Source organism: Streptomyces sp. NPDC001315, assembly GCF_042896175.1.
Taxonomy (GTDB): Bacteria; Actinomycetota; Actinomycetes; order Streptomycetales; family Streptomycetaceae; genus Streptomyces.
In genome coordinates this window covers 544,663-566,040 of sequence record NZ_JBIAWZ010000004.1, presented here as the reverse complement: position 1 = coordinate 566,040, position 21,378 = coordinate 544,663, and the positions used below count along the sequence as shown (strand labels likewise).

Annotated in this window: 22 protein-coding genes; 9 read left to right on the top strand and 13 right to left on the bottom strand. The window is 70.5% G+C overall.

Annotated features, from left to right (window positions below):
• Positions 1 to 38 precede the first annotated feature (38 nt).
• Positions 39 to 863, bottom strand: coding sequence for a hypothetical protein (locus ACFY16_RS15940; RefSeq protein ID WP_390647704.1), 825 nt, complete (start codon positions 861 to 863; stop codon positions 39 to 41).
• A 350-nt stretch (positions 864 to 1,213) separates the two neighbouring features.
• Here ACFY16_RS15940 and recA point away from each other — a divergent pair, with 350 nt between their 5' ends.
• A complete protein-coding gene (gene recA, locus ACFY16_RS15935) occupies positions 1,214 to 2,347 on the top strand; it encodes a recombinase RecA (RefSeq protein ID WP_390647703.1) in 1,134 nt (377 codons plus the stop codon).
• 3 nt (positions 2,348 to 2,350) lie between these two features.
• Positions 2,351 to 3,109, top strand: coding sequence for a recombination regulator RecX (recX, locus tag ACFY16_RS15930; protein ID WP_390647702.1), 759 nt, complete (start codon positions 2,351 to 2,353; stop codon positions 3,107 to 3,109).
• 136 nt (positions 3,110 to 3,245) lie between these two features.
• Here recX and ACFY16_RS15925 read toward each other — a convergent pair whose 3' ends face one another.
• Entirely contained in the window at positions 3,246 to 3,491 is a 246-nt protein-coding gene (locus ACFY16_RS15925) for a hypothetical protein (RefSeq protein WP_390647701.1), read from the bottom strand.
• Between the two features lie 111 nt (positions 3,492 to 3,602).
• Between ACFY16_RS15925 and ACFY16_RS15920 the strand changes: the two genes are divergently transcribed.
• From ACFY16_RS15920 to ACFY16_RS15910, 3 genes are all read left to right on the top strand, one after another.
• Positions 3,603 to 4,250 carry an ArsR/SmtB family transcription factor gene (locus ACFY16_RS15920; RefSeq protein WP_390647700.1) on the top strand — a complete coding sequence of 216 codons (648 nt, stop codon included), beginning with the start codon at positions 3,603 to 3,605 and terminating at the stop codon, positions 4,248 to 4,250.
• Positions 4,247 to 6,799 carry an FtsX-like permease family protein gene (locus tag ACFY16_RS15915; RefSeq protein WP_390647699.1) on the top strand — a complete coding sequence of 851 codons (2,553 nt, stop codon included), beginning with the start codon at positions 4,247 to 4,249 and terminating at the stop codon, positions 6,797 to 6,799. Before ACFY16_RS15920 ends, ACFY16_RS15915 begins: the two co-directional genes overlap by 4 nt.
• 233 nt (positions 6,800 to 7,032) lie before the next feature.
• The gene (locus ACFY16_RS15910; RefSeq protein ID WP_390647698.1) at positions 7,033 to 8,004 is read left to right on the top strand and encodes a sugar ABC transporter substrate-binding protein; all 972 of its coding nucleotides are present in this window, start codon (positions 7,033 to 7,035) and stop codon (positions 8,002 to 8,004) included.
• Positions 8,005 to 8,108: 104 nt separating this feature from the next.
• Here ACFY16_RS15910 and ACFY16_RS15905 read toward each other — a convergent pair whose 3' ends face one another.
• The 8 genes from ACFY16_RS15905 to ACFY16_RS15870 all read right to left on the bottom strand — a co-directional run bounded on the left by ACFY16_RS15905 (position 8,109) and on the right by ACFY16_RS15870 (position 14,446).
• Positions 8,109 to 8,510 (bottom strand): rhodanese-like domain-containing protein, encoded by a 402-nt coding sequence (locus ACFY16_RS15905; RefSeq protein ID WP_390647697.1) that lies wholly within the window; start codon positions 8,508 to 8,510, stop codon positions 8,109 to 8,111.
• Positions 8,507 to 9,082 (bottom strand): cysteine dioxygenase, encoded by a 576-nt coding sequence (locus ACFY16_RS15900; protein WP_390647696.1) that lies wholly within the window; start codon positions 9,080 to 9,082, stop codon positions 8,507 to 8,509. The genes ACFY16_RS15905 and ACFY16_RS15900 overlap by 4 nt, the downstream gene beginning before the upstream one ends.
• Before the next feature lie 32 nt (positions 9,083 to 9,114).
• Positions 9,115 to 9,162: a hypothetical protein gene (locus tag ACFY16_RS15895; RefSeq protein ID WP_390647739.1), complete on the bottom strand. Its 48-nt coding sequence runs from the start codon at positions 9,160 to 9,162 to the stop codon at positions 9,115 to 9,117.
• Positions 9,163 to 9,280: 118 nt separating this feature from the next.
• Positions 9,281 to 10,882 carry an FAD-dependent monooxygenase gene (locus ACFY16_RS15890; protein ID WP_390647695.1) on the bottom strand — a complete coding sequence of 534 codons (1,602 nt, stop codon included), beginning with the start codon at positions 10,880 to 10,882 and terminating at the stop codon, positions 9,281 to 9,283.
• Positions 10,883 to 11,057: 175 nt separating this feature from the next.
• Complete coding sequence (locus ACFY16_RS15885) at positions 11,058 to 11,966, bottom strand: amino acid ABC transporter permease (protein ID WP_390647694.1); 909 nt, start codon at positions 11,964 to 11,966, stop codon at positions 11,058 to 11,060.
• A complete protein-coding gene (locus tag ACFY16_RS15880; RefSeq protein WP_390647693.1) occupies positions 11,963 to 12,631 on the bottom strand; it encodes an amino acid ABC transporter permease in 669 nt (222 codons plus the stop codon). The genes ACFY16_RS15885 and ACFY16_RS15880 overlap by 4 nt, the downstream gene beginning before the upstream one ends.
• Before the next feature lie 117 nt (positions 12,632 to 12,748).
• Positions 12,749 to 13,591 carry a glutamate ABC transporter substrate-binding protein gene (locus ACFY16_RS15875; RefSeq protein WP_390647692.1) on the bottom strand — a complete coding sequence of 281 codons (843 nt, stop codon included), beginning with the start codon at positions 13,589 to 13,591 and terminating at the stop codon, positions 12,749 to 12,751.
• 78 nt (positions 13,592 to 13,669) lie between these two features.
• Positions 13,670 to 14,446: an amino acid ABC transporter ATP-binding protein gene (locus ACFY16_RS15870; protein ID WP_390647691.1), complete on the bottom strand. Its 777-nt coding sequence runs from the start codon at positions 14,444 to 14,446 to the stop codon at positions 13,670 to 13,672.
• A 309-nt stretch (positions 14,447 to 14,755) separates the two neighbouring features.
• Between ACFY16_RS15870 and ACFY16_RS15865 the strand changes: the two genes are divergently transcribed.
• Entirely contained in the window at positions 14,756 to 15,442 is a 687-nt protein-coding gene (locus tag ACFY16_RS15865; RefSeq protein WP_390647690.1) for a response regulator transcription factor, read from the top strand.
• Between the two features lie 10 nt (positions 15,443 to 15,452).
• Entirely contained in the window at positions 15,453 to 16,859 is a 1,407-nt protein-coding gene (locus ACFY16_RS15860; RefSeq protein WP_390647689.1) for an ATP-binding protein, read from the top strand.
• Positions 16,860 to 16,990: 131 nt separating this feature from the next.
• Here ACFY16_RS15860 and ACFY16_RS15855 read toward each other — a convergent pair whose 3' ends face one another.
• Positions 16,991 to 17,989 carry a TAXI family TRAP transporter solute-binding subunit gene (locus tag ACFY16_RS15855; RefSeq protein WP_390647688.1) on the bottom strand — a complete coding sequence of 333 codons (999 nt, stop codon included), beginning with the start codon at positions 17,987 to 17,989 and terminating at the stop codon, positions 16,991 to 16,993.
• An 89-nt stretch (positions 17,990 to 18,078) separates the two neighbouring features.
• Between ACFY16_RS15855 and ACFY16_RS15850 the strand changes: the two genes are divergently transcribed.
• Both ACFY16_RS15850 and ACFY16_RS15845 read left to right on the top strand, forming a co-directional pair.
• On the top strand, positions 18,079 to 18,507 hold the full coding sequence (locus ACFY16_RS15850; protein WP_390647687.1) for a MazG nucleotide pyrophosphohydrolase domain-containing protein: 429 nt from the start codon (positions 18,079 to 18,081) through the stop codon (positions 18,505 to 18,507).
• 126 nt (positions 18,508 to 18,633) lie between these two features.
• The gene (locus ACFY16_RS15845) at positions 18,634 to 19,383 is read left to right on the top strand and encodes a PP2C family protein-serine/threonine phosphatase (protein WP_390647686.1); all 750 of its coding nucleotides are present in this window, start codon (positions 18,634 to 18,636) and stop codon (positions 19,381 to 19,383) included.
• 66 nt (positions 19,384 to 19,449) lie between these two features.
• On the opposite strand, the gene ACFY16_RS15840 is transcribed toward ACFY16_RS15845, so the two are convergent.
• Positions 19,450 to 20,112 carry a protein-L-isoaspartate(D-aspartate) O-methyltransferase gene (locus ACFY16_RS15840; RefSeq protein ID WP_390647685.1) on the bottom strand — a complete coding sequence of 221 codons (663 nt, stop codon included), beginning with the start codon at positions 20,110 to 20,112 and terminating at the stop codon, positions 19,450 to 19,452.
• 65 nt (positions 20,113 to 20,177) lie between these two features.
• Positions 20,178 to 21,371, bottom strand: coding sequence for a hypothetical protein (locus ACFY16_RS15835; protein WP_390647684.1), 1,194 nt, complete (start codon positions 21,369 to 21,371; stop codon positions 20,178 to 20,180).
• Between the last annotated feature and the right edge of the window lie 7 nt (positions 21,372 to 21,378).

Genomic DNA, 21,378 nt, shown 5'->3' with positions numbered 1-21,378 from the left:
CTGGACGGCCGGGGTGCGTACACGCTGAGAGAGCCGGGTCAGTACGTGAGGACGGCCCATACGCCGGCAGCGACGACGGCGATGGCGTAGCAGCCGACCGCCATGGCCACGATCCGGCGCCGGACCGACTCGCTCCAGGGTGTGCGGGACAGCAGCCAGGCCAGCGCGGGCAGGACCACGACCGCGTGCAGGCCGACACCGTGCAGCGGCTTGAGCGGAGCCGTCGAACGGTACGCGGCCTCCTGGTGGCCGGTGCGGGTGAGGACGACCCCGCGCGCGATCATCGCGGCGCCGGAGGCCAGTGCGACGAGCAGGACCGCGAATCCGGAACGCACGGCCAGCGGCATGCCCGCGGGGCCCGCCGGCCGGTGACGGAAGGACGCGACCGCGAACACGGTGAGCAGCACCACGAGGACACCGCCGCCCACCGCGAGCGTCATGGACACCGCCGTGTCGAAGGGGGTCTCCATGTTCAGGTGCGAGGGCACCCGGCGCCACGCCTGGAGCGTGATGCCGCCGACCTCGACGACGCAGTCCGCGGCGAAGACGGTCAGCAGCGTGCTGCGCAGCCGCCGATCCAGCCGCAGATACGACGTGACCCAGGCGACCGCGATGAGCGTCACACCGAAGGACAGCCCGAAGGCCATCGGCTTGCGCCAGGAGACGGGGCCGTCCCACGGGCCGCCGTCGGCGGCGAACACCAGGAGATGGACGAGGCCGGAGAGGACCAGGACCAGGCCGGTCACCTGGCAGAGGCGGTCCGCGACCGGGCTCGAGGGGCGGGGGACGGCGCCGGGGAGTGTGCTCCTCCTGCGGCGGCTGTCCCGAAAGGTCCTGTCCCGAACGGTCCTGTTGCTGTTCATGGTCCGAGCCTCGCGGGGATGCCGCATGCCGTCGTCGTCCGGACGAAGGCAGTCGGCGTACGTCGGGAGGAGTAGCCGGCGGGGGCTCCAGGGAGCGTGGCGCCGCGTCCGGCCCCTTGCCGGATTGCGAACGTAGGCTCGGAGGTGGCGCGTGGTGCGCTTGACACGAAAATCGAACATCCATTCTCATGGAGGCTTCGGCGAGGCTCTCGGAAGGCATTTCGGCCCGGTTTGGTGGGATGAGTGCCTGAGTTATCCACAGGCCGGACCAGCGTCGGGGCGCATTGTCAGTGGCAGGCGTTAGCGTCTTTGACGTGAAGCGATCGACTCAAGCAAACCGGGTGGAACCCATGGCAGGAACCGACCGCGAGAAGGCGCTCGACGCCGCGCTCGCACAGATTGAACGGCAATTCGGCAAGGGCGCGGTGATGCGCCTGGGCGAGCGGCCGAACGAGCCCATCGAGGTCATCCCCACCGGGTCGACCGCACTCGACGTCGCCCTCGGGGTCGGCGGCCTGCCGCGCGGCCGCGTGGTGGAGGTGTACGGCCCGGAGTCCTCCGGTAAGACGACCCTGACCCTGCACGCGGTGGCGAACGCGCAGAAGGCCGGCGGCCAGGTCGCCTTCGTCGACGCGGAGCACGCCCTCGACCCCGAGTACGCGAAGAAGCTCGGCGTCGACATCGACAACCTGATCCTCTCCCAGCCGGACAACGGCGAGCAGGCGCTGGAGATCGTGGACATGCTGGTCCGCTCCGGCGCGCTCGACCTCATCGTCATCGACTCCGTCGCCGCGCTCGTCCCGCGCGCGGAGATCGAGGGCGAGATGGGCGACAGCCACGTGGGTCTGCAGGCCCGACTGATGAGCCAGGCCCTGCGGAAGATCACCAGCGCGCTCAACCAGTCGAAGACCACCGCGATCTTCATCAACCAGCTCCGCGAGAAGATCGGCGTGATGTTCGGCTCCCCGGAGACCACGACCGGTGGCCGGGCGCTGAAGTTCTACGCCTCGGTGCGACTCGACATCCGCCGCATCGAGACCCTGAAGGACGGCACGGACGCGGTCGGCAACCGCACCCGCGTCAAGGTCGTCAAGAACAAGGTCGCGCCGCCCTTCAAGCAGGCCGAGTTCGACATCCTCTACGGCCAGGGCATCAGCCGCGAAGGCGGCCTGATCGACATGGGTGTGGAGCACGGCTTCGTCCGCAAGGCCGGTGCCTGGTACACGTACGAGGGCGACCAGCTCGGGCAGGGCAAGGAGAACGCCCGTAACTTCCTGAAGGACAACCCCGACCTCGCCAACGAGATCGAGAAGAAGATCAAGGAGAAGCTGGGCGTCGGCGTGCGGCCGGAGGAGCCCACCACGGAGCCGGGCGCGGACGCGGCGGTCTCCACGACCACGGCCACGGACGACGCCGCGAAGGCGGTGCCCGCCCCCGCCGCTGCCAAGGCCGCGAAGACCAAGGCCGCGGCCGCCAAGAGCTGACCCGTGACACGACGAACCGACTGGGCCGAGTACGACCACCTCGATGCTCCGCGGGAGCGGGGGAGGGAAGGTCACGGCGGCCCCGAAGGGGCGGACCACGGCGCGTACGGGGAGGAGCTGCCGCGGGGCGAGGGCGGCTCATCAGGGCGTGGCGGGCGCGGTCGTCGCCGGCGGCGCGGTTTCGGCGAGCCGCCCGGCGACCCACAGGACGGAGGTCCCTCCTCCTCGTCGAGGGCCGAGCCGGGGGAGTCCTCGGGGGACCCGGCTGAGCGGGCGCGGGCGATCTGTCTGCGCCTGCTCACCGGCACCCCGCGCACGCGGAAACAGCTCGCCGACGCCCTGCGCAAGCGGGAGATCCCGGACGAGGTCGCCGAGGAGGTGCTGTCGCGGTTCGAGGAGGTCGGACTGATCGACGACGGGGCGTTCGCGGGCGCCTGGGTGGAGTCCCGGCACCACGGTCGGGGGCTGGCCCGGCGTGCGCTCGCCCGGGAGCTGCGGACCAAGGGCGTCGACTCCACGCTGATCGACGAGGCCGTCGCCCAGCTCGACTCGGAGCAGGAAGAGGCGACCGCGCGCGAGCTCGTCGCCCGCAAGCTGCGCGCCACCCGCGGTCTCGACCGCGACAAACGGCTCCGCCGCCTTGCCGGCATGCTCGCCCGCAAGGGCTACTCCGAGGGCATGGCCCTGCGGGTGGTCCGGCAGGCACTGGAGGAGGAGGGCGAGGAGACGGAGTTCCTCACTGACGGGGGGTACGAGGGCTAGCCGCTTCCGGGCTCTCGGCCCTCATCCAGCACGCGCTTCTCCACCCGCGCCGCCACTGCCGCTGCCACGATCACGGCCGTCGTAGTACCGAGCGCTTCCGTCGTCATCGGGGTCCCGGCGCTCACCGGTGTCGTCCTCATCCGCGTCCATGCGCTGCAGCCGCCCGCTGCCGTTGTCCATGGGCCGCGTTACGTATGGCTTCCTGGTCCTCGAGACCGAAGCCGACGGCGCCGCCGATGCGCGAGACCGACGCGCCGAACCAGGCCAGTTGCAGGCAGTCGACCCCGTCGTCCGTTTCCGACCACACCGGTCGGCCCCCTGTGTCCAGCAGCAGCCGGACCGCCTCGCCCAGAGCGGCGAACAGCGCCGCGTACCGGCGCACAGATACCGGCGAATACCGGTTTCCCAGCCGTGCGGTGGGGGGCTAACCCCCCACCGAAGACGCCGGATCACCGCAGTGCACAGACATCTGTGCACAGACGACTGTGTACGCATGCCGTCGTATCCCAACCGCGTCGAGCTCTCCGACCTGGCCGCGCTGAAGGCGCTGGCGCATCCGCGTCGTCAGCGGATGCTCCAGCACCTCACGCTGCACGGCCCCGCGACCTCCGCCACGCTCGCCCGCGCCCTGGGCCTGAACACCGGATCCACCAGTTACCACCTGCGCGAACTCGCCCGCTACGGCTTCGTGGAGGAGACGTGTGAGACGACCGGTCACGGCCGCAGGCGCTGGTGGCGGGCCGTGCCGGGCGACCGTCGTTTCCCGCCGCGCAGCCGCCGGAGCGCGCAGATGCGGCACGTCATGGACGAGCTCAACCACCACGCGTACGCCGCCGACCTGGAACTCTTCGAGCGGCTCCAGCGGGAAGCGGACAACAGCGACCCATGGGCGGACGCGTTCCCCTACTCGCGCGGCACCATCCGGCTGACGCTGCCCGAACTGCGCGTGTTCTTCGAGGAGTACATCGCCCTCCTCAACCGCTACCGGCGCCCCGACGCCGAAACCCCGCCCGGCGCCCGCACCGTGCTCACCCGTCTCCTCGGCTTCCCCGCCCCGGACAGCCGCCCTGAGGCCGACGACCGGCCGCACAGCACGGACGACATCCCGCCCCACAACAGAAGAGAGACCGATCCCTCATGATGCTGCGCTACGCCTTCAAGACCATCCGCGCCCGCAGGGCCGGCTTCCTCGGCGCGTTCCTGGCGTTGGCCTGCGCGGCCGCCCTCATCGCCGCCTGTGGCACGCTCCTCGAAACGGGCCTGCGCGGCACGATCCGTACCGAGCGCTACGACGCGGCCCCCGTCGTGGTCTCGGCCGACCAGAACGTCCACCAGACCACGGTCAAGCACAAGAAGGGCAAGACCAAGGTCAAACACAAGGCCAAGCCCATCGCAGAACGCGCCTGGCTCCCGGCGAGTCTGGAGCGCGCCATCGCGGACACCCCGGGCGTCGCCCGTGTCGTCCCCGAACTCACCTTTCCAGCCCAGCCGTTGACCCGGTCCGGCACCGGTGGCCGTACCGCCTACGGCCACTCCTGGGACTCCGCCGCCCTGACCCCGTACCGGCTCACCGCCGGAACCGCGCCCAGGGCCGCCACCGACCTCGTCGTCGACGACTACCTTGCCGAGCGCGCCCGCTTGAAGCCCGGCGACAGCCTCACCGTGCAGTCGACGCGGGCCCCGCGCAGCTACCGGATCACCGGAATCGCCGCCCCCGTCACGGACGTACGCCATCAGACCTCCCTCTTCTTCTCGGCCGCAGAGAGCCGCCGCCTTGCCGCGCACGTCGGGCAGGTCACCGCGTTCGGTGTGTTCCCGGCCGAGGGCACGGACCCGGACGGGCTGCGCGAGACGCTGGCCCAGGCGCTGTACGACGCCGCGCCCCCGCCGGCGTCCGGCACCACCCCTCAGGTCACCGTCGGCGACGACCGCGGACCTGTCGAGTTCCTGGACGCGGCCGCTGCCCGCACTCGGCTGGTCAGCATGGGCGGTGCGATGGGCGGCACCTCGCTGCTCGTGGCGGTCCTCGTGGTCGTCGGGACCTTTGTGCTCTCCGTTCAGCAGCGCCACCGCGAACTGGCCCTGCTCCGTGCCATCGCCGCCACCTCCGGGCAGATCCGCAAGCTGCTCGGCCGGGAGGCGCTGATCGTCGGAGCGGTCGCCGGCACGGTGGGCGGACTCGCGGGGCTCCCCCTGGGCGGCTGGCTGCACGGCAGGTTCGTCGCCATGGGTGCCGTGCCCGCCACGCTGCAGCACACCGTCAGCGTCTTCCCGCTCTTCGCCGCCCTGGCCGCGACCGTGCTCGGTGCCTGGGCCGCCGCACGGGTCGCCTCCCGCCGGATCGCCCGGATCCGCCCGGCCGAAGCGCTCGCCGAGGCCCGGACCGAGCGCCACCGCCCCGCCTGGGGACGTCTCCTGACCGGTCTGTTCCTGCTCGCCGGCGGTGCCGTTCTCGTCGGCGTGCTCAGCGGACTGCGCACCGAGCCCGCCTCGACTCCCGTGACATTCCTCGCTGTCGTCGTCCTGTCCACCTCCGTCGCGCTGCTCGGCCCGTTTCTGGTCAGGGCGGCCGCGCTGCTGCTCGCAGGCCCGCTGCGCCTCACCGGTCCCGGGGGCAGGCTCGCCACCGCGAACCTCCGCGGCAACGCCGCCCGTATGGCCTCCGTCGTCACCCCCCTCACCCTGCTGATCGGCATGACCTGCACCGTCCTGTTCGTCCAGCCGACGCTCGGGGACGCGGCCCGTGCGCAGGCCCGCGAGGGCATCCGCGCCGACTGGGTCGTCGCCTCCCAGGGGCCGGGCGTCCCGGCCGCGGCCGCGCGCACGCTTCGTACACGGCACGACATCGTCACCGAAGTCGTCCGTACCACCGTCCGGGTCGGCCTGGACAAGTACGCCGCGCAGGGCGTGACCCCCGTCGGCCTCGCCCGCACCTGGGACCCGGACGTCACCGCCGGCTCCCTCGACCGGCTCACCGAGCAGGCCGTTGCCGTCAGCGAACTGGCCGCGGACCAGCTCCACCTGACGCCCGGCAGCACGCTGAAGCTCACGCTCGGCGACGGCACGCCCGCCACGCTCACCGTCGCCGCCGTCTACGCTAAGGGCCTCGGCTTCGGGGACCTCACCTTCGCGCACGACCTGGTCGCACGTCACGTCGACAACCCGCTCGCCTCCTCCGTCCTCGTGAGCACACACCGCACACAGACACAACTCGCGACTACGCTCCGTGAGTTCCCCGGCCTTCGGGTTCTTTCCCCGGCCGCCGCCGACTCGCTCCAGGCCAAGCGTCAGCAGGCGAACGCCGAGGTGAACTACCTCGCCATGGGACTCGTGCTGGCCTTCACGGCCATCGCCGTGGTCAACACGCTGGCCATGTCGGTCACCGAACGCGTCCGGGAGTTCGCGCTGTTGCGCCTCGCCGGGGCGACCCGCCGCCAGGTGCTGGGCATGCTGCGCTCCGAAGCCCTCTCCGTCCTGCTCCTCGCCACGGCCCTCGGCAGCGCCATCGTCCTCTCCGTCCTGACCGCGTTCAGCGTCGGCATGACGGGCAGCGCGGCACCAACCGTCACACCACTGCTGTACGTCTCGGTGGTCGCCGTGGCCGGACTGCTCGCCCTCGTGGCCACCGCGCTGCCGGGCCGCGCGGCCCTCAGGATCCGCGCGGTGACCGTGGCGACGGCCAAGGAGTGACTCCGAAGACACCTTCCGTCACGGTCGTGCCGAGTCGTCCGACGCTAGAGGCTGCCGCGCCACATGAGAGCCCTGTGGCGCGCAGCTTTACCTTGCGTTCCCGAAAGGGTGCCGTTCCTCCGCCCGGCTGTACCGTCTGCTGCCGTCGCGCGGACCGGCGAACCCTTGCCGCCGTACGTCCGGAAAGTCGCGGAATCCCGCTCCCTCGTACGTCCCCGAAAGGCGGCCCCTGCATGCCCGTGCCCGCTCGCCACCGAAGAACGCTGGTCGCCTCGGCCCTCGGTACCAGCCTGCTGCTCAGCGGATGTGGCCTGAACCAGGACGTGTCCTCGGACGCGGTCACCGGCACCATCACGTTCGGATTCGTCAACGGAGGCACCACGCAGTTCCACACCTGTCTGCAGGATTCCGTCGAGGAGGAGACCAAGACCTACCGCGCCAAGCTCTACACGGCCAACTCCGGTCAGGACGCCGCGACCGAGCTGGCCCACATCAACGACATGATCGCGAAGAAGGTCGACGCGCTGATCGTGCAGACCGTCGACGTCGACGCCCTCAAGGACGACATCGCCAAGGCGAAGGCCTCGGGCATTCCGATCTTCCTGACCTCGGTCGCCCCCGACGACACGTCCGACCTCCTCGGTGCCGTCGTGGTCGACCTGAAGAAGGTCGGCAGCCTCGACGCCGGCTGGATCGGTGAGGACGCGGGCGGGAAGGACGTCCGCGTCGGCATCGTCGCGGGTGCCCCCGGCGCCGCCTCCGACCTGCTGGTGGGAGGCTTCAAGGGCGCCCTGCCGGCAAACGCGAAGGTGGTCGCCGACGAGCCCGGCATGTACGACCCGGACAAGGCGCGGGACGTCGCCAAGAGGATGATCAAAGCCCACCCCGACCTGGACTACGCCTTCGTCGCGAACGAGGAGATGGCCTTCGCGGTGCGCAAGGCCTTCGACGCGGCCGGCGGCACGGACGTGAAGATCGTGACGGTCAACGGCACCGACGAGGCTCTGGCCGCCCTCAAGGACGGCCGCTTCTCCGCCACTGTCTCCAACTCGGCCGCGGACACCGGCGCGCTGGCGGTCACCAACGCCGTCGCCCTGCTGCGCAAGGAGAAGCGGGTCGACAGGATCGCCCAGGCCCGCCTCCGCCTCGTCACCAAGGACAACGCGGACACGGCCCCGCTCTACTGCCGGCCGGACGGCCTCTGAGCCGGGAGCGGCGCAGCTTGGTCGCTCTTGGGCCCGGGAGCCGCGCAGTCCTGGACGACCACGGGCCCGGGAGTGACGCAGTCCCGCCTACGGCGCAGTCCCGCCTATGCCGTCACCGGCAGTCCCGCCGCCTTCCAGGCCTGGAAGCCGCCGATCAGGTCGGTGGCGCGGTGCAGGCCCAGCTGGTGCAGCGAGGCGGTGGCGAGGCTGGAGGCGTAGCCTTCGTTGCAGATCACGACGATGCGCAGGTCGTGGCCCGTGGCCTCGGGGGCGCGGTGGCTGCCCTGGGGGTCGAGGCGCCACTCCAGTTCGTTGCGTTCGACGACGAGCGCCCCGGGAATGAGGCCGTCTCGGTCGCGCAGTGCCGCGTACCGGATGTCCACCAGCAGTGCCTCGCCCGCCTGGGCGAGGTCGTACGCCGCCCGCGCCTCGATCCGCTCGTAGCCCTGGCGCACCCGTTCCAGCAGCTCGTCGATCCCGGTGGGTCGCTCGCCCGCGTCGCTCACTGCCAGTCCTCCGGACGCTCGACCTGCTCCAGGCGCAGCACGGGCCCCGTACGGCTGTAGCGGCGGATCTGCGGCAGCGGGGGGTAGTAGGCGTGTACGGAGATCGCGTGCTCCTCGGTGGACTCGTTGAGGACCTCGTGGACGTGGTGGCGACCGAAGGAGCGCCCCCGCCCGGCCGGAAGCCGGCGTTCCCGGTCCACACCGTCGGTGAGTTCCAGGGTCTTCCAGCCGTCGGTGGGCAGCCGCGCGGCGAGCGAGTTCTCCTTGAGCTCGCCCTGCGCGGTGAGGAAGGCGCCGACCGAGTCTGCGTGGTCGTGCCAGCCGGTGCCCGTGCCGGGGGGCCAGCCGATCAGCCAGGCCTCGCTGCCGCCGGGACCCTCCAGGCGCACCCAGGTACGGCCCTCGGGGTCGAGCGGGAGCGAGGCGATCAGTGCGGTGTCGGCGGCGGTGCGCCGTACGAAGCCGAGAAGGTCCGCCTGCGTGGGGACCTGGACAGGAGTGGGGGCGGAGGGAGCGACAGACACGTGAACCGTCCTGATGAGCGTTCGCGAGAGCGCGCGGCAGCAGCACATGGGCGGCGCGCGCCAGTGGAAGGGAGGCGAATTCAGCAGGACCCGCGACACACGCAGCCCGCATAGCGGACGAGGTCCATGTGGACCCTCCGCCAAAGGCGCACGCAGGTATCGGTCACGATCCGGAGTACACCATGCCGGTGCAGGGCGGTCAACTCACCGTCACTATGTGGACCCCAGTGTGACGGTGAGTCGCGGTCACGTCGAAACGGAACCGGCCGTGGCCTCCGTGCGGGCCGGGCCGCCCAGCGTCGCCTCGGCCGCCGCGTACAGATCGGCCGGGCGTACCCCGTTCAGGGCGGTGACCAGATGGCCGTCGGGGCGGACGAGGAGCACGGTGTGGGCGGCCGCGCCCGGGTAGCTCTCGGCCACCAGCAGCTCGGCGGGGTGCGGCAGCGCGGTCACCGCGGCGGCGAGCCGGGGCATGATCCCGGCGGTCACCCAGTGCTTGCGCTCCCACACGCCCGTTCCCGGCGCGATCAGGACGACCAGCAGCGCGCCGCGGCCGAGCCGGTCCCGCAACCGTACGAACGAGCCGTCCTCCGCGGTCACCCGCACGTCCGCGACCTGCGCGCCGGGCGGGGTGTCCACGGGGACCTCCGCGTCGAGGGGCGGGGGCGCGAGCGGTGAGTCGGCGTACGCCCCCGGCTCGCCCAGTGGGCCACGCCCCAGGTGACCGTCCGTGAGCAATGCGTCGTGGCCCCGGGCGGCGCCCGGGACGTAGGCACGCAGGCCTCCGCCGCCGCGCAGCAGTGGCAGCACCTGGTCGGCGGCGCGCAGCCGGGCGGCGACGACGGCGCGCCGCTCCGCCTGGTAGCTGTCGAGCAGCGCCTCGTGCGGCCCGTGGTGCCAGGCCAGGGCCAGCTTCCAGGCGAGGTTGTCGGCGTCGCTCAGGCCCTCGTCCAGCCCCTGCGTGCCGAGTGCGCCGAGCAGGTGCGCCGCGTCCCCCGCGAGGAAGACCCGGCCCGCTCGCCAGCGGCGGGCCAGCCGGTGGTGGACGGTGTGGACGCCGGTGTCCAGCAGTTCGTACGGCGGTGTGGAGCCGCCCGTCCAGCCTGCGAGCGTCTCCCGGACGCGGGCCACCAGTAGTTCGGGCGTGACCAGGTCCTTGCCGGGCGGCAGCAGCCAGTCCAGCCGCCAGACCCCGTCCGGCAGTGGACGTCCGGTGACTTCCCCGGCGGAGGGCCCGGAGGTCCGCCACGGCGGCATCCGATGGAGCAACGCCTCGTCGGCCCGCGGAAGTTCCGTGCGCAGCGCGGCCACGGCGTGTCGCTCCACCGCCGTACGGCCGGGGAAGCGGATGTCCTGGAGCTTGCGCACCGTGGAGCGGGGGCCGTCGCAGCCGACCAGGTAACTGCCGCGCCACCACGTGCCCTTGGCACCGCGGGTGTGGGCCGTGACGCCCGAGGGCTCCTGTTCGACGGTGTCGAGGCGGCTGTCCACGGCGATCTTGACGAGCCGCTCGCCGGCGAGCGCCGCGCGCAGGGCACCGGTCAGCACGTGCTGGGCGATGTGCAGCGGGGCGGGCTCGGTGTCGCCGAACGTGATCTCGCTCATCACCTGCTTGCGCCGCAACGACCGCCATCCGGCCCAGCGGACGCCGACCTCGGCGAGCGGCACCCCGGTCAGCCGTTCCACGAGCGCGGCGGTGTCCTCGCGCAGTACGACACTGCGCGCGAGGCGGGGTTCGTCCTTGCCCGGGCCCTCGTCGAGGACGACCGACGGGACCTCCTGGCGGGCCAGCGCCAGGGCGAGCGTGAGCCCCACGGGCCCCGCTCCGACGATGATCACCGGGTCCACGGCGCGGCGCCCCCTGCCTGCGGCGGCGTCCTCAGTGACGTATGTGAACAGAAGGTTGGAGCAGGGTGCACGATCACAGAACGTATGCAACCCATTGCCGGTGCTTGCGTCAAGTGACGGAGGCAGTGGCGATCATGCCACTGCCTCCATACCGGTCATGTCACTTGAGCGTGTGTCAGACGGTGCCGCCGACACCGGTGCCCAAGGTGCCCCCGACCTCGGCGGCGTTGAGCTCCTCGACGTCCTCGGCGCCGAGGACCGTGCCCGTGCCACGCTTGCTGCGGCGCAGCCTGCCTTCCAGCCAGGAGGCGAAGGAGGTGAGGGCGAAGTTCACCACGATGAAGATGATCGCCACCACGATGAAGCTGGGGACGACGTTGGCGTAGTTGGCCGCGAGCGTGCTGCGCTCGCTGAGCAGTTCGGGGAACTGGAGCATCACGCCGCCCAGCGCGGTGTCCTTCACGATCACCACGAGCTGGCTGACGATGGCCGGCAGCATGACGGTGACGGCCTGCGGCAGCAGGATGCTGGTCATCGTCTGGCTCTTGCGCAGACCGATCGCGTACGCGGCCTCCGTCTGCCCCTTGGGCAGGGCGAGGATGCCGGCCCGGACGACCTCGGCGAGGACCGAGGCGTTGTACAGCACCAGGCCTGTGATGACCGCGTAGAGGGGCCGCTCCTCGCTGCCGATGTCCGTGGAGCGGACGTAGAACTCGTTGGCGAACAGCATCAGCAGCAGCACCGGGATCGCCCGGAAGAACTCGACCACGGCACCGGCCGGAACGCGGATCCAGCGGTGGTCGGACATACGGGCGATGCCGAAGACCGCGCCCAGCGGAAGGGCGATGACCATGGAGAGCGCGGCGGCCTTGAGGGTGTTGCCGAGGCCGGGCAGCAGGTACGTGGTCCAGGCCTGGGAGGTGGTGAAGGGCTTCCACAAAGCCGACTTCAGCTGGTTCTTGTCGTCCATCGTCTGCCAGGCCCACCACAGGAGCAGGACCAGCAGAGCGAAGAAGACTATGGAGAGGACGACGTTGCGCCGCTTGGCCCGTGGGCCGGGGGCGTCGTAGAGAACGGAGGTCATCGCTTCACCGCCAGTCGCTTGCCGACCCAGCCGAGGAGGAGGCCGGTGGGCAGGGTCAGTACCACGAACCCGAGGGCGAAGACCGCGCCGATGGCGAGCGTCTGGGCCTCGTTCTCGATCATCGTCTTCATCAGGCTGGCGGCTTCGGCCACGCCGATCGCGGCCGCCACGGTGGTGTTCTTGGTCAGGGCGATCAGGACGTTCGCCAGGGGCGCGATCACCGAACGGAAGGCCTGCGGCAGCACGATCAGCCGCAGGGACTGGCTGAAGCTCAGCCCGATGGCGCGGGCCGCCTCCGCCTGTCCGACGGGCACGGTGTTGATGCCGGAGCGGATCGCCTCGCAGACGAAGGCCGCGGTGTAGGCGACGAGGCCGAGCACCGCCAGCCGGAAGCCCTGGAGCTTGAAGTCGTCGGACGCGCCCATGGTCATGCCGAAGATGTCGGCCAGACCGAGCGAGGAGAAGACGATGATGACCGTCAGGGGGATGTTCCGCACGATGTTCACGTAGGCGGCCCCGAACCCGCGCATCAGCGGGACCGGGCTGACCCGCATCGCGGCCAGCAGGGTGCCCCAGACCAGGGAGCCGACGGCGGAGAGAGCGGTGAGTTTCACCGTCATCCAGAACGCCCCGAGGACGTCGTAACCTTCAAGAAAGTCGAACACGATCTCCCGCGCTTCCGGGTGTGTGGCGTACGTGGAGGGTGTGGCGCGCCGCCGCCGGTCAGGCGGCGGGCGGCGGCGCGCCCGGAGAACCCTGCGTTGCTCGGCCGGAGCCTTGCGTTACTTGACGATGTTGCCGATCGTCGGGGCCGGCTCGTTCTTGTAGTTGGCCGGGCCGAAGTTCGCGTCGACCGCCTTCTGCCAGGAGCCGTCGCTGACCATCTTCTTCAGGGCGTCGTTGATCTTGTTGACGGTCGCGGTGTCGCCCTTCTTGACGCCGATGCCGTAGTTCTCGTTGCTGAGCTTCAGACCCGTGAGCTTGAACTGGCCCTTGTACTTGTCCTGCGCGGCGAAGCCCGCGAGGATCGAGTCGTCGGTGGTCACGGCGTCCACGGCGCCGCTCTGCAGGGCGGCGATGCACTCCGAGTAGCCGCTGTTCTCACGCAGGTTGGCCTTCGGGGCGATGGACTTCTGGACGTTCTGCGCCGAGGTCGAGCCGGTCACGGAACACAGGTTCTTGCCGTTGAGGTCCGTGCCCTTGGAGATGGTGGAGTCCGCCTTGACCAGCAGGTCCTGGTGGGCCAGCAGGTACGGGCCGGCGAAGTCGACCTTCTGCTTGCGCTCGTCGTTGATGGAGTAGGTGGCCGCGATGAACTTCACGTCGCCGCGGGCGAGCGCGTTCTCACGGTCGGCGCTCTTGGTCTCGACCCACTCGATCTTGTCGGGCGCGTAGCCCAGCTGCTTGGCCACGTAGGTCGCCACGTCCACGTCGAAGCCGGCGAAGGAGCCGTCGGGCTGCTTCAGGCCAAGACCCGGCTGGTCGAACTTGATACCGATCTTGATCTTGCCGCCGCCGCCGGAGCCGTTGTTGTCGCTGTCCTTGTCGCCGCCGCCGCAGGCGGTGGCGCTCAGCGCCAGGGCGAGCACGGCGGCCGAGGCGGCGGTGACCTTGCGGAGCTTCATGGTGAACATCCTTTGGTGATGAGGAAACACGGGCCGTCGGGGCGGGTGACGCAGATCGTCAGTGCGTGAGGGGCAGGGTCAGTGATGCAGGATCTTCGACAGGAAGTCCTTGGCCCGGTCGCTGCGCGGGTTGCTGAAGAACTGGTCGGGCGCAGCCTGTTCGACTATGCGACCGTCCGCCATGAAGACCACGCGATTTGCAGCCGATCGTGCGAAGCCCATCTCATGGGTGACGACGATCATGGTCATGCCGTCGCGGGCGAGCTGCTGCATGACCTCCAGCACCTCGTTGATCATCTCCGGGTCGAGGGCCGACGTCGGCTCGTCGAAGAGCATGACCTTGGGGTCCATCGCCAGCGCCCGCGCGATGGCGACGCGCTGCTGCTGGCCGCCGGAGAGCTGTGCGGGGTACTTGTCGGCCTGGGTGCCCACGCCGACCCGGTCGAGCAGCGCCCGGGCCTTCTCCTCGGCCTGCTTCTTGTCCGCCTTGCGGACCTTGATCTGGCCCAGCATCACGTTCTCGAGCACGGTCTTGTGCGCGAAGAGATTGAAGGACTGGAAGACCATCCCGACGTCGGCCCGCAGCCGGGCCAGCTCCTTGCCCTCCTGGGGCAGCGGCTTGCCGTCGATCGTGATCGTGCCCGAGTCGATGGTCTCCAGGCGGTTGATGGTTCGGCACAGGGTGGACTTCCCGGACCCGGAGGGTCCGATGACCACGACGACCTCGCCGCGGGTGATCGTCAGATCGATGTCCTGGAGCACGTGCAACGCGCCGAAGTGCTTGTTGACGCTCTTCAGGACGACCAGTTCTCCGGTCGCGGCCACGTCTTCCTTGGCCACCGATACTTCGGTCATCGCTTTCAGGCTCCGTCCTCCTCGGTTTCGGAGGACAGTAGTGACGTCGCACGACCAACGTCATCACATCTGAGGGGAATCTGAGCATCACGATCCGATAGCAATCGGACACGTGTCGTAGCAGATGTGACCTGGGCGCGTATCGGCCGGATAACGGAAGGCGCGCGCAACCGGAACCCACTTGACGCCGTCGGCGTCCATCAGCGTGACTGCCATGATGCACGCGCATGTGCGCAGGCGGTACCTGTCGACATCTATCGGCCTCGCACGTACCGATACCGTACGCCCGATGAACCGGAGGGAGCCGGGATGAGACTGCTTCTCGTCGAGGACGACAACCATGTCGCCGCCGCGCTGTCCGCGGTCCTGGCACGGCACGGTTTCGACGTCACGCACGCCCGCAGCGGCGAGGAGGCCCTCCAGGCGCTCGTCCCCGAGGGCCCCGGTTTCGGGGTCGTCCTGCTGGACCTGGGGCTGCCCGACCAGGACGGCTACGAGGTGTGCGGCAAGATCCGCAAGCGCACCAGCACGCCGGTGATCATGGTCACCGCCCGCTCCGACGTGCGCTCGCGCATCCACGGCCTCAACCTCGGAGCCGACGACTACGTGGTGAAGCCCTACGACACGGGGGAGCTGCTCGCCCGGATCCACGCAGTCAGCCGGCGTACCGTCCACGAGGACGCCTCCGGCGGCGCCGACACGGCGCTGCGTCTGGGGCCCGTGCACATCGAGCTGCCCACCCGCCAGGTCACCGTCGACGGTTCGATCGTCCAACTGACCCGCAAGGAGTTCGATCTCCTCGCGCTGCTCGCCCAGCGTCCCGGTGTGGTCTTCCGCCGCGAGCAGATCATCAGCGAGGTCTGGCGCACCAGTTGGGAGGGCACGGGCCGCACCCTGGAGGTGCACGTGGCGTCCCTGCGCGCCAAGCTGCGCATGCCGGCCCTGATCGAGACCGTACGCGGCGTGGGCTACCGGCTCGTCGCCCCGGCCGCCTAGCGGGGACGGCTTGCGCACACGTCTGCTGCCGCTGCTCATCATCCTGATGGCGGCCGTGCTGCTCGCGCTCGGCATCCCGCTCGCCATCAGCGTGGCCGCGGCCCAGCAGCAGAAGGTCGTCGTCGACCGCATCGACGACACGGCACGCTTCGCGGCTCTCGCCCAGTACGTCACCGAAGTGCCCGGCGGCTCCCGTCCCACGTCCCGGGACGAGCGCAAGGAGACGCTCAAGAACGAACTCGCCAGCTACTACGAGGTCTACGGCATTCGTGCCGGCGTCTTCTACCGCACCGATACCCCCATGGCCCAGGCACCCGCCGACTGGTTCCTCCCCCAGGCGGGGGAGGTACGGGAGGCCTTCGGTGAGGCGCTGCTCAGCCGACGCAGCCATGACCCGCAGCAGGTCTGGCCCTGGCAGCGCCGGCACCTCGTCGTGGCGTCGCCGGTCATCCGGGACGGCGACGTCGTCGCGGTCGTGGTCACCGACTCGCCCACCGGGGCGATGCGTTCGCGGACCCTGCACGGCTGGCTGGTCATAGGCGTGGGCGAGATCGCCGCGATGCTGCTGGCCGTCGGTGCCGCCCTCCGGCTGACCGGCTGGGTCCTCAGGCCGGTACGGATCCTGGACGCCACCACCCACGACATCGCCACCGGACGTCTGAAGTCCCGGGTCGCGGTGGCCGGCGGGCCGCCGGAACTCAGGCGGCTGGCCCGATCGTTCAACGAGATGGCGGACAACGTCGAGGACGTGCTGGAGCAGCAGCGCGCCTTCGTCGCCGATGCCTCGCACCAACTGCGCAACCCGCTCGCGGCGCTGCTGCTGCGCATCGAGCTGCTCGCCCTCGAACTTCCCGAGGGCAATGAGGAGATCGCCTCGGTCCGCACCGAGGGCAAACGCCTCGCGCAGGTCCTGGACGACCTGCTCGACCTGGCGCTCGCCGAGCACGTCGAGGCGGACCTGACGCTCACCGACATCGGCGGGCTGACCGCCGAGCGCGTCGCGGCCTGGACACCGACCGCCGAGGCCAAGGGCGTACGACTGGTGGGCGACTGCCCGCCCACCACGGCCTGGGCCGACCCGATCACCCTGTCCAGCGCGTTGGACGCGGTGATCGACAACGCGGTGAAGTTCACGCCCGAGGGCGAGAGCGTCGAGGTGACCGTCGCCTCCAACGGCGAGACGTCGACCGTCGTCGTCACCGACGACGGCCCCGGCCTCACCGACGAGGAGCTGGGTCGCGTCGGCGACCGCTTCTGGCGCAGCGGCCGCCACCAGAACGTCAAGGGTTCCGGCCTCGGGCTGTCCATCTCCCGGGCGCTGCTCGAGGCTGGCGGCGGCTCGATCTCCTACGACCACCACGAGCCGCACGGGCTGCGAGTGACGGTGACGGTGCCGAGGTCGGGGCCTGCGGCTTGAGGACTTGAGTGCCTGAGGGCTTGACGGCTCGGCGGGGCGAGCTTTGGCGGGTCGGCGGTCTGTGGCGTCGGCGGGCCGACGGTCTACAGCTTCGACGGGCCGGCGGTCTGTGGCTTCGATGGGCCGCCGGTCTACGGCTTGACCGACTGGTAGTAGCGCTGTGCGCCCTCGTGGAGCTGGAGCGGGTCGGTGTAGATCGCTGTGCGCAGGTCGACCAGTTGCGCCGAGTGGACATGCGCGCCGATTCCGTCCCGGCTCTTGATCACGGTGCGCGTCACCCACTCGGTGAGCCGGGGGTCCATGTCCGTACGTGTGATCAGCAGGTTGGACACCGCCATCGTGGGCACGACCGACCCGTTCTGCACGGTCGGGTACGCCGACTCCGGCATGTTGGTGGCGCGGTAGTAGCGGGTGGCGTCGCCCTCGCCGTGCAGCTTTGTCACGAGGTCGGGTTCGATCGGGACGAACCGGATGGAGAAGCCGTCGGCGAGCTTCCGCAGGCCGTCCGTCGGCAGGCCGCCCGACCAGAAGAACGCGTCGATCTGCCCCGACTTCAGCCGGCCGGGCGCGGTGCCGATGCCGTCGGGCTCCGGTGCGATGTCCTTGCGCGCGTCGATGCCGGCCGCCCCGAGCACCTGGTCGGCGATGAGCCGCACGCCGGACTCCGGCGGCCCTATGGCCACCCGCTTGCCCTTCAGGTCCGCGACGGAGTCGATGCCCGAGTCGCGCGCGACGACGAGCTGTACGTAGTCGTCGTAGAGGCGGGCGACCCCGCGCAGGCGGGCAGCGCCTTCGCCGCCGTTCAGTTCGTACGTCTCCACCGCGTCGGCCGCGGCGATCGTGAAGTCGGCCTTGCCGGTCGCCACGCGTGCGACGTTCTCCTGGGACCCGTCGCTGGTCTGCAGCCGCACCGTCAGGTTCGGCATGTCCTTGTCCAGCTCGGCGCGCAGCAGCTTGCCGTACTCCTGGTAGACGCCGCTCGGTGTCCCGGTGCTGATCGTGATCGTCCCGCCCGGCGGCTTCTCACCGAGGGGCAGCAGCCACCACAGCAGCAGCCCGAGGGCCACGAGACCGGCGGCCGCGCCCTGGAGGGCCCGGCGCCTGCCGATACGGGGGAACACCTTGGACATGGGCGCGATCCTGCCAGGACGGGTGCGGTGCTGGCCAGCGGGTCCGTGATCGGGTGGGGCTGTCAGTGATGGTCGGTACAGTCGGGCGCATGAGTTTCTCGCCCGCCGATCTGGTCCGTGAGTTCCACCTCGCCTTCGGGCTGGAGGCCCGCAGCACGCCGACGCAGGTGTCCCCGGAGCTCGCCGCGCACCGGGGCGAGCTGCTCGCGGAGGAGGCCGCCGAGGTGGCCGAGGTCTCGGTCGCGGGCCCGCTCGACAGCCTCGCCCACGAGCTGGCCGACGTCGTCTACGTGGCGTACGGCACGGCCCTCGTCCACGGGATCGACCTCGACGCGGTGATCGCCGAGATCCACCGCTCCAACATGACCAAGCTGGGCCCCGACGGCCAGGTGGCCCGCCGCGAGGACGGCAAGGTCCTCAAGGGCGAGCACTACGAGGCACCGGACGTGTCGGCCGTGCTGCGCCGCCAGGGGTGGGTGCCGGGCGGCGCGGTCTCCCCCGACCGAACTCGTGGGTAAGCACCGAAACCGCCTACCCTTGAAGCACGGCCAGGGTTGCACTTCGTTGTTCCCCCTGGTCAGGAGAGCGTTTCTCCGCAGATGCCTGACTGGTCGTCAGGGCGTGCGGGAAGGCGGTGTCGTTCCATGCCGTACGTGGCCGTGAGTGCGCTGAGCCATCCCGGGCTGCTCCGCGACCGGAACGAGGACAGCCTCGTCATCGGGCCGTGGACCCTGTGCGCCACGGTCACCGAGAATGCGCAGACGCTGGTCTTCCCACTCGGGACGCCCCTCGTCGTCGCCGTCGCCGACGGGCTCGGCGGGCATCCCGGCGGCGAAGTGGCCAGCGCTCTGGTCGTCCGCCGGATCGCGTCGATCGGTCCCACCCTGAGCAGCGAGGACGCCGTCCGCGACGCCATGAACGCTTGCAACCGCGCCGTGTACGAGGCCGCCGGCGGCGACGAAGGAAACGAGCTCGCCACCATGGGTACGACGGCGGCCGGCGCCGTCGTGCAGTCCGGCTCACTGCTGGTGTTCAACGTGGGCGACAGCCGGGTCTTCGCGGCCACCCGTGACGGGCTGCGCCAGGTGAGCGTCGACGACAGCCCTCCGCTCGAACCCGGGCACCGCACCACGCACCTCGTCACCCAGTGCCTGGGCGGCACCCCCACATACCGCGCCATACGCACCCACGTGACAGCCGAGTCCCTGTCTCCCGGCGACCGCTACCTCATTTGCACCGACGGTCTGACCGATCCGGTGCCGACAGACGTCCTCGACGAGGTGATGCGGCAGCACGACGACGGCCGGGCGGCCGTCGAGCTGTGGAAGGCCGCCATCGTGGCGGGCGGCCCCGACAACATCACGCTGGCGGTCGTACGCGTCGCGGACGACTAGGCAGGTCCCGCGCGTCGCCGAACGTCTGCGCTCCTCAGGGAGGATCTCCGCTCCTCGAGGAACGTCTCAAGGAATGTCCGCGTCGTCCGGCGGGAAGCCGTATCGCCCCTGCAGCCGGACGAAGCAGGCCGCGGTCAGCACCCGCGACTGCTCCAGCCCCGATGCGATGCGCTCGAAGCACACCACCTGCTCGTGCCCGCCCGGCCCGATCGGCTGCACCAGGCAGCCTCCGGGCCGCACCTGCGTGACCAGCGGCGCGGGCACCTCTGGGAACGCGGCCGACACGAGGACCGCGTCGTACGGAGCCTCGTCCGGTACGCCGCCGCTGCCGTCGCCGACGCGCAGCTCCACGTTCCGTACGCCCTGCCGTGCGAGATTCGCGCGTGCCTGGCGGGCTATGTCCGGTCGTATCTCGATGCTGACCACGTCGGCGGCCAGCCGGGCGAGCAGCGCGGTCTGGAAGCCGAGACCGGTACCGACCTCCAGGACATGTTCGCTCCCGGTGAGACGGAGGCTCTCGATCATCATGGCGGACAACGAGGGCTGCGTGGTGACCTGTCCCTGCCCGATCGCCACGGGTACGTCCCGGTGGGCGACAGCCACCTGACCGGCCGGGACGAACGCGGCCCGGGGCGTCGTGCGCACGGCCTCGAGCAGCCGCTCGTCCCTGATCCCTGCGGCTCTGAGGGCTCGCACAAGATCGTCCAGCTTTCGGGCGGGGCAGTTCACAGGCGGGTCACCCCACCACCAGGGTAGGCCTCACCTCCGCGTGCCGACTTTCGGGAACGAGCTTTTCACCGGGGCGGCACAGGCTGATCCTGGCGCATGACCTCACCGATGACCGAGGCGACGGAAGGAAGACCCCAGTACGCCGAGTGGGTCCACATGCCGGTGCTCGCCTGGTGGCTGACAGCGAGGTCCACTGGAGCGGTGCCGCCGTGCAGCCGGAACACCTTCGAAGCAGCGAAGGCCAGCACGTCCAACGGCTCCCAGAGATTGGTCCAGCGGTTCAGGGAAGCCGGCAGCTGTACGGGCAGGCTGCCTCCATATGGAGTCAGTTGCCCTCCTCTGGGATCGCACACATGGAAGAAGGCTGCCTGGGAGCCGAACGTGACCAGGGACTGGGTCCACAAGGGCACGGTGGCCGTGGCCATGTCGACGGCGATGACGCCGCCCAGGCTGTGGGCCACGATGCGTACTGGACGGGCGGGACTGCGCCCGAGGTCGGGGTGCACTTCGTCGATCACCTGGCGTACGCGGGCATGGATGGCGTCCTGGTGCCGTTGGTAGACGAGAACGTCGCCGAGGAATCGCGTGGTGCCGGGGCCGAACCGACTCCGCACGGCATGGTTCAGCCGTGCGCCCACCGCCTGAACCGCTGCGCCCGCGACGCGGTCCAGGTCGTTGAGGCGACGCCACACCAGAAAGCGGAGGCGGGTCTCACCGTCGGCCCCTCTGCCGCGCAGTCCGTAGTACGACTCGTCCGAGCCGGGATCGGTTTCGTCCAGGAGCGAGTGCGCCAAAGCGCGTCCGGTCTCACGCAGCAACTGCGTGTCGTCGGTACGACAGAGCCACTCGGTGTCCGCCCACGCCTCTCTCACGTACTCGAGGATCTGCTCGGGATCAAGCCGATGGCCGCCGCCGTCCCGAAGCCCCTCGTCCTCCCCGTCGTACCCTGCGCCGAGATGTGCCCGTACAGCGGCGTCGACCTGCGACAACTGCTGGGCTTCGTCGATCGTTTCGGTGAACGCGGCCACGGCGAAAGGCTCGGCCGTGACGGACTCCGGTGCTTCGCCGTCGCGTAAAGCGTCCGGGCCCGTGTAGGTGGGCAGCGTGGCGTCGATGAAGCTGTCCTGCGCGCCCAGGTCACCCCAGTGGACCGGCACCATGTCGACTCCGGCCGCCGCAGCGAGCGCCGACACGGCCGTGGCGAACTCGTCCGGCTCGCGGTTGGCCACGCCGTGGATGACGAAGACCGGGTCCTTCATGTACTGA

What these genes read in the sequence shown, in the direction of transcription:
- ACFY16_RS15940 (WP_390647704.1), bottom strand. Translation starts at nt 863, where the DNA reads ATGAACAGCAACAGGACCGTTCGGGACAGGACCTTTCGGGACAGCCGC.
- recA (WP_390647703.1), top strand. Translation starts at nt 1,214, where the DNA reads ATGGCAGGAACCGACCGCGAGAAGGCGCTCGACGCCGCGCTCGCACAG.
- ACFY16_RS15920 (WP_390647700.1), top strand. Translation starts at nt 3,603, where the DNA reads ATGCCGTCGTATCCCAACCGCGTCGAGCTCTCCGACCTGGCCGCGCTG.
- ACFY16_RS15915 (WP_390647699.1), top strand. Translation starts at nt 4,247, where the DNA reads ATGATGCTGCGCTACGCCTTCAAGACCATCCGCGCCCGCAGGGCCGGC.
- ACFY16_RS15910 (WP_390647698.1), top strand. Translation starts at nt 7,033, where the DNA reads ATGCCCGTGCCCGCTCGCCACCGAAGAACGCTGGTCGCCTCGGCCCTC.
- ACFY16_RS15900 (WP_390647696.1), bottom strand. Translation starts at nt 9,082, where the DNA reads ATGTGCTGCTGCCGCGCGCTCTCGCGAACGCTCATCAGGACGGTTCAC.
- ACFY16_RS15885 (WP_390647694.1), bottom strand. Translation starts at nt 11,966, where the DNA reads ATGACCTCCGTTCTCTACGACGCCCCCGGCCCACGGGCCAAGCGGCGC.
- ACFY16_RS15875 (WP_390647692.1), bottom strand. Translation starts at nt 13,591, where the DNA reads ATGAAGCTCCGCAAGGTCACCGCCGCCTCGGCCGCCGTGCTCGCCCTG.
- ACFY16_RS15870 (WP_390647691.1), bottom strand. Translation starts at nt 14,446, where the DNA reads ATGACCGAAGTATCGGTGGCCAAGGAAGACGTGGCCGCGACCGGAGAA.
- ACFY16_RS15865 (WP_390647690.1), top strand. Translation starts at nt 14,756, where the DNA reads ATGAGACTGCTTCTCGTCGAGGACGACAACCATGTCGCCGCCGCGCTG.
- ACFY16_RS15855 (WP_390647688.1), bottom strand. Translation starts at nt 17,989, where the DNA reads ATGTCCAAGGTGTTCCCCCGTATCGGCAGGCGCCGGGCCCTCCAGGGC.
- ACFY16_RS15850 (WP_390647687.1), top strand. Translation starts at nt 18,079, where the DNA reads ATGAGTTTCTCGCCCGCCGATCTGGTCCGTGAGTTCCACCTCGCCTTC.
- ACFY16_RS15845 (WP_390647686.1), top strand. Translation starts at nt 18,634, where the DNA reads ATGCCGTACGTGGCCGTGAGTGCGCTGAGCCATCCCGGGCTGCTCCGC.
- ACFY16_RS15835 (WP_390647684.1), bottom strand. Translation starts at nt 21,371, where the DNA reads ATGAAGGACCCGGTCTTCGTCATCCACGGCGTGGCCAACCGCGAGCCG.